Source organism: Clostridium beijerinckii (assembly GCF_018223745.1).
GTDB lineage: Bacteria > Bacillota > Clostridia > Clostridiales > Clostridiaceae > Clostridium > Clostridium beijerinckii.
Map to the genome: position 1 here is coordinate 415787 of NZ_CP073653.1, position 6714 is coordinate 422500.

General features: G+C 28.6%; 5 protein-coding genes and 1 rRNA gene (1 of these 6 running past the window's edge). All 6 read left to right on the forward strand.

All coding sequences use genetic code 11. The features are described 5' to 3' along the window. Positions 1-630 (forward strand): hypothetical protein, encoded by a 630-nt coding sequence (locus tag KEC93_RS02060; protein WP_039771125.1) that lies wholly within the window; start codon positions 1-3, stop codon positions 628-630. Further along, positions 630-944, forward strand: a complete 315-nt coding sequence (locus KEC93_RS02065; RefSeq protein WP_011967713.1) for a hypothetical protein — start codon at positions 630-632, stop codon at positions 942-944. The genes KEC93_RS02060 and KEC93_RS02065 overlap by 1 nt, the downstream gene beginning before the upstream one ends. 75 nt (positions 945-1019) lie before the next feature. Continuing rightward, the gene (locus tag KEC93_RS02070; protein ID WP_077868547.1) at positions 1020-3482 is read left to right on the forward strand and encodes a glutathionylspermidine synthase family protein; all 2463 of its coding nucleotides are present in this window, start codon (positions 1020-1022) and stop codon (positions 3480-3482) included. Positions 3483-3583: 101 nt separating this feature from the next. Continuing rightward, complete coding sequence (locus KEC93_RS02075; protein WP_023975999.1) at positions 3584-3793, forward strand: DUF350 domain-containing protein; 210 nt, start codon at positions 3584-3586, stop codon at positions 3791-3793. 205 nt (positions 3794-3998) lie between these two features. Further along, the gene (locus tag KEC93_RS02080; protein ID WP_077868548.1) at positions 3999-6059 is read left to right on the forward strand and encodes a M13 family metallopeptidase; all 2061 of its coding nucleotides are present in this window, start codon (positions 3999-4001) and stop codon (positions 6057-6059) included. 387 nt (positions 6060-6446) lie between these two features. After that, positions 6447-6714 (forward strand): 16S ribosomal RNA (locus tag KEC93_RS02085); it runs 1245 nt beyond the window's last position.

Consider the following 6714-nt stretch of genomic DNA (forward strand, 5'->3'; position numbering starts at 1 on the left):
ATGTATCTACAAGATATAGATTTAAGAAAGGTGTATAGAATATGGAAGTCAAATTTAGGGCCATTTCAAGGGTTCTTCAGAAGTACACCGTTTGTTTCCCTTCAAACCTATGATAATTTCATATTAAAAGAAGAAAATACATGTCAATGCAATCAAGGTGCATTGAATATAATAGTGGAAAACTGCAGCGAGAATAATTTTTTGATTGTTGATTTGCCTATTGATGAGATTTTAAATTTAGCATTTTTATTAAATAATGAATATTTTATAAAACCGATTCTAAATATTAATTTATTATTCCATCCATTTGGAATAATAGGGACAAAAGAGAATATTAATAAATTGATAAATAATGGTTTGAATTTAAAGAAAATAAGTACTGAAAAGTTTATTATGCTGATACCGTATGATAGGTATAATGATAATTGGAAGAGTGATGACTTGAAAGATAAATTGAATAATCAATATGGAATAAGTGATGATGATCTTCCAAGTGCGGATATACTAAAAATTCTTGGATACACTAAAATAACTATTTTGACTATAAATAAGATTAAAGATGACTTACAGGATTATATAAATTGTATAAATGAGGATATAGAAGTAGAAGTGATAAAGGTGAGGGGATAATGAAAGATTTCAAGCAGATAGTAAAGAAAAATAAGAGGAAAGCATTATCCATTGCGGTAGCTGCTGCATTTTTTGTAAGTGGACCGCTTGGATTTACAGGCTGTTACAACCCTCAAAAAGAAGATGACGAAGACCAAGATGGAAATGGTTCTAATTATAGTGGCGGTGGGCACGTTGGAGGGTGGAATAGTTTTAGCAGTGGTTCATCTATAAATAGTGACTCTTCTAGCAAGAGCAAAGCTAGCATATCAGATTCGTCAGTTGGTAAATCATCAGGATACTCTGGATCAAAGGGCGGAAGTTCATCAAGTTAGCATAAGCGACAAGATAATTAAAATTTTAAGTATCTTTATGTATGCAAAGAAATTATTTAGGATGTGGATTACTCTATGGAAAAACAGATTAATTATACTGAAGATGTTTTATTTAATAACTATATGGTGAGTTCTTTAGGTGAAGAGTATGTTCACTCGCAAATACCGTTTTATTTTGATAAATCAACTTATGAAAAAATGGTGTTTTATAGTGAAGAAATAAATAGAATTTCATTAAATGTACTTAAGAACATTAAGGAAGGGCATAGTGAGTTATTGAATTATTTTGATGATTTCATGTTTAAAGAAAAAATATTTAACTTGAAATGCCCAATGTCTCCGATGTTTTGGGCCAGATATGATACTTTTAGAGACGTTGATGGGGATATTTATTTTGCAGAATTTAATTATGATAAACCTTGTGGTCAAAAAGAAATTGATTTAGCAGGTAAATGTAGTTTTGATGGAAATATAAATGTTAGTTTTATAAATAATGTAGTTAAAGAATTATTAAAAATATGTAAAGAATATGAGATGGAGAAAGAAAAAATAGATGTGGGATTTTTGATGGATCCGTGTCATTATGAAGAATTACATCACAGTTATTACTTTAAACATATTTTGAAAGATACTAATATTAACATAGTACAAGTTGGACCCAATAATTTATCTGTAAGAGATGGATATGTTTATGCATATTCTAATTTTAAGCTTAAAATAATTTTAAGATTGTTTCCTACAGAATTTTTTTATGAAATTTCTAATATAAGTGAAATATTGAATTGTGTTGATTGTGGGAATCTATTGTTAATTAACGATCCTAGAGTAATTGCTATTCAGGCAAAAGGCTTCTTCGCTTATTTATGGAATCTAGTTAAATCTGATTCGAAGCTTCTTTCAATTAGGGATAAAGAAATAATTACAAAATGTATTCCGTACACAGAAATACTAAATCAGGATGATATACAAGATGTAATAATCAATAAGGACAGCTATGTTGTTAAATCGTCCTTGGGTCGATATAGTCAAGAGGTTTACATAGGTAAGCTTTATACACAAGAAATGTGGGAAAATAAAATTAAAACTGTATCTAAAAGCAATAAAGTACATGTAAAGCAGAAGTTGATAAATATTAGACAAGAATATACTTATGCGCCTGGGAATAATAATATGAATATTCCAGTTTTGGCCTTTGGAAACTTTGGTATTTATATAATGGATTATAAAGTAGAGGGACTTTTGGTTAGATGGAGTAGAGAACTTCTAACTAATGATGATTACACATGGATGTGCCCAATAGGAGTTGAAAATTTCCCGGTTTATATAAAGGAATTTAATCCTAAAAATAGAAAAGAAATTTGGAATGAAATAATAGATGAAAGTGTATTTAAATATAATTTCACAGGAGCTTACACAAATATTTATGAATACATATCATTGAACTCACTAATTTTAAAAGAATGTGCCTATAAAGAAATGCTTTCAGTAAGTAGTAAGTTTTGTGAGATTTTAAAAAAAATATATCCATATATACAAAAAGAAATAGAACTTTTCGGTCCTATACTAGGTATACCAGAAGAACTTTATAAATTAGTTTCAACTTCATGTGCTACATCACTTTGTGCATTAGGAAGAATTGATTTTGCTATTGATAATGATGGAAGTTTGAAAATTTTAGAATTTAATTCTGAGACACCTGCAGGTTTAGTTGAAGCAATTGGATTAAATTTTATAATTAAAGAAAAACTTAATATCCAATATCAAAACCCTAATGTAAATCTCAAGGAGCATATAAAAAAATCATTTTTTAATATATTAGAAGAACTTAAGAAAATAAAAAAAGTTAAAAATATTGCTGTTGTAACTTCTTGGTATTATGAGGATATATATACAAGCAATTTAATAGCTGAAATATTAAAGGAATTGAATGAGTATAGTGTGATTTTTGGAAATATATATGATTTGAAAGTAAATAACAATAAAATTTATCTCTATGGGAATGAAATTGATGCCATTTATAGGCATTATCCATTGGACTGGTTTTCTTATGAAGATGAAATGAAAAAACTAATTGATCCTTTAAGTTCGGGACAGTACTTGATAAATCCTGGACATACACTTATAACTCAATCAAAGGCTCTATTCGCAGTTATTCATGAGCTTGTTAGAAAAAAATTCTTTTCACGTGATGATGAGGAGTTTGTTTTGAAATATATACCATATACATGTTTAGAGCCTGATAATGTTCTTTCTTTTGATTATGTAACCAAGCCATATCTTTCAAGGGAAGGAGCAGGTGTTATGTTAAGTTATGATGAAATGAGTAAAGAATTAGATGATATAGTGTTTCAAGATAGAATAAATATTAAACCGTTATATTCAAATATTTATTCAACAATGAAAGAGGAAAGCAAATACTTGTTTCCTGTAATAGGTACATATATAACAGGTGATATACCATCAGGAGTATTTACTAGAATGGGAGATTTTATAACTGATAAAAATGCAATGTGTGTTGCTACATACATTGAGTGTTAATATAGGCTTTAAATTTGATTAGTGCAATATTAAAAATATACAATTATAGAAGAATATGAGCTAAGGCTAATTATTTAAATAGTAATAAGGAGGAGAGATTTATGACTGGTATTGTAAACAATATTGTAGTTAGTATTATTTTTGGATTGATAGGTATTATATTGCTGATTTTCGGATACTGTTTTTTTGATAAAGTACTAACTAAGATTGATTTTAATCAAGAATTAAAGGAGAAAAATATTGCAGTTGCTATAGTTATAGCTGGTTTTATGATTTCTATAGGAATTATAATTTCAGGAGTCGTATCTTAAAATAATATATTTACGAAGAGTAATAATTCAAAAACCATCTTGAAATAAATAGATATTTCAAGATGGTTTTTTTTGTTTATTTTAAAAACATGAATTATTTATAGCAATAAATTAAATAATAGTATTAGGCTAACTTTAGGTGAAACGATTGGAATCGTTATTAAATAGATAATTACAATTAAAATACTAAGGAGGAGAGAGACGTATGAGAAAAATTACACTTAAGAAAATTACATCAATAATATTAGTATTATTTTTAAGTATATCAACTTCATTAAATAATACTCCATATAGCTCAGAATTTAATATAATAAGTGTTCTAAACAGTAATAGTATAGAATCATATAGTGATGCTAGGATAGAGGATGATTTTTATAATGCAGTAAATAAGGAATGGTTATCAAAGGTAAAGCTTGATGATGGATACATTTCCTATGGAACATTTGAGGAAGTATGTGGGAGAGTTAATGGAGATATTCTTAATATAATATCAGATATACAAAAAAATAAAGACAGTTATTATAAGAATAGCGATGAGTTAAAAGTTTTAAACTTATATAACAACTATCTAGATATGAAAAAAAGAGATGAATTAGGGACAAAACCCTTAGAGAAATATATGAATCAAATAAATGAAATTAAGGATACGAATGATCTTAAAGCTATATTGAAGGATGATGAATTCTCATATTTTCAACCTCTAATAAACTTAGGCGTCGGTCCAGACTATAAGAATAGTAACATTAATGTTTTATATGTTTCTAGAAGTAATCTTGGATTAGGAAATTCGTTTTACTATAAGGATACTAGCGAGAAGAGTCAAAAAATAAAACAGATATATATAAATTATATAGCTAAATTACATATGCTATATGGAGAAAATGAAGATGTAGCAAAGAAAAATGCAGAAACTTTTTTTAATATTGAGAATGAATTTGCTAAAAAGATACCTTCTTATGAGGAGGAAGCTAAAGATGAAAACCGAATACAGAATTCTTATAATTTATATACAGTAAAAGAATTAAATAAGTTAATACCTAATGCAGATATACCTGGATTATTAAATAAATTAAATATTAATAATCCAAAGAAAATAATAGTGGAAAACCCAGAAGAATTAAAATTAGTAAATTCACTTATTAGCAAAGATAATTTAGAAAATATAAAAACTTACTTTAAGACAAATGTATTAATGAACACAGATAATTATTTAACATCGAAACATAGAGAGGCGTGTAATGAATTAAGAAAAGTGCTTTATGGAGTAGAATGCTCCGACTTAGATGAAGGCTCAGGGGTGAAATTTGTTAGTGGACAATTGAATGAGATTATAAGTAAATTGTATGTAAATAAACATTTTGATGATGAATCGAAGAATGATGTGGAAAAAATGTCAAAAGAGATAATTGAAAACTTTGAGGATAGACTACAAAGTAATACTTGGATGAGTAAATCAACTAAAGAGAAGGCGCTCAGAAAATTGGAAAATGTCAATGTTAAAGTGGGCTATCCTGAAAAGTGGAATGACTATAGTGATGTAGAAATAAATTCCTATGGTGAAGGAGGATCATTAGTTGATAACTTAATAAGTATATATACATCTCAAAGTAAAAAACAGTTTTCCAAGTTAAACCATGAGGTTGATAAAAATGAATGGAACATGGGGCCTTGTACTGTAAATGCCTACTACAATGCTTTAAATAATGAAATTGTATTTCCTGCAGGAATATTGCAAGCACCATTTTACGACAAAAATGCAAAAAAAGAAAAAAATCTTGGGGGAATTGGAGTTGTTATTGGACACGAACTGACTCATGCGTTTGATAATACAGGTGCTCAATTTGATGAAACTGGTAAATTAAAAAATTGGTGGAATCAAAATGACTATAAGGAATTTACAAATAGGAGTAAAAAGGTAGTGGATTATTATTCTAATATAAAGATGGGGAATGAAAAGAATGTAAATGGAATATTAACCGTAGGAGAAAACATAAGTGATTTAGGTGGTATGGCTTGTGTTTTAGATATTGCAAAAAAAATGGAAGATCCTAATCTAAAGGATTTATTTGAAAACTACGCGACAGTATGGAGAGAAATATCAACGAATGAATTAAAAGAGTATTTATTAAATAACGATCCACATGCACCTAAAAAGGTAAGGGTAAATGCAGTTTTATCTCAATTTGAGGATTTTTATAAAACTTACAATATAAAAGAAGGAGATAAAATGTATGTAAGACCAGAAGATAGAGTTGGAATATGGTAAAAGAAAAATAAAAACTGAATATTGAAATTATGACATAGCGGCACTAATTAATGTGAATAAATAAAAAGTATAGTTAAACATAGCCATGCGTGTCGCTGTGTTAATAAATGAGTAATAAAAAGAAAAAGAGAGAAAATAAAGAATATTTATCTTAAAATAGTACAAAATAAAACATGAGTAATAAATATGATGATATAATAGATTTTGTTGTCACGAGAGTTGATGAAAAATGCTAGAAATCAAAAAAAAGTGTTGACATTGATTTTGGATGATGATAAACTAAATGAGTTGCTTGAAGGCAACAAGATCTTTGAAAATTGAACAGAATAACATAAATACATTTAAGTAAACCAGCAATTTTTATTTGAGTAAGCTAAGATTAAACTTTTTATTGAGAGTTTGATCCTGGCTCAGGACGAACGCTGGCGGCGTGCTTAACACATGCAAGTCGAGCGATGAAGTTCCTTCGGGAATGGATTAGCGGCGGACGGGTGAGTAACACGTGGGTAACCTGCCTCATAGAGGGGAATAGCCTTTCGAAAGGAAGATTAATACCGCATAAGATTGTAGTGCCGCATGGCATAGCAATTAAAGGAGTAATCCGCTATGAGATGGACCCGCGTCGCATTAGCTAGTTGGTGAGGTAACGGCTCAC

Coding starts and splice junctions, on each gene's coding strand:
- KEC93_RS02060 (WP_039771125.1), top strand. CDS start 1: ATGTATCTACAAGATATAGATTTAAGAAAGGTGTATAGAATATGGAAG.
- KEC93_RS02065 (WP_011967713.1), top strand. CDS start 630: ATGAAAGATTTCAAGCAGATAGTAAAGAAAAATAAGAGGAAAGCATTA.
- KEC93_RS02070 (WP_077868547.1), top strand. CDS start 1,020: ATGGAAAAACAGATTAATTATACTGAAGATGTTTTATTTAATAACTAT.
- KEC93_RS02075 (WP_023975999.1), top strand. CDS start 3,584: ATGACTGGTATTGTAAACAATATTGTAGTTAGTATTATTTTTGGATTG.
- KEC93_RS02080 (WP_077868548.1), top strand. CDS start 3,999: ATGAGAAAAATTACACTTAAGAAAATTACATCAATAATATTAGTATTA.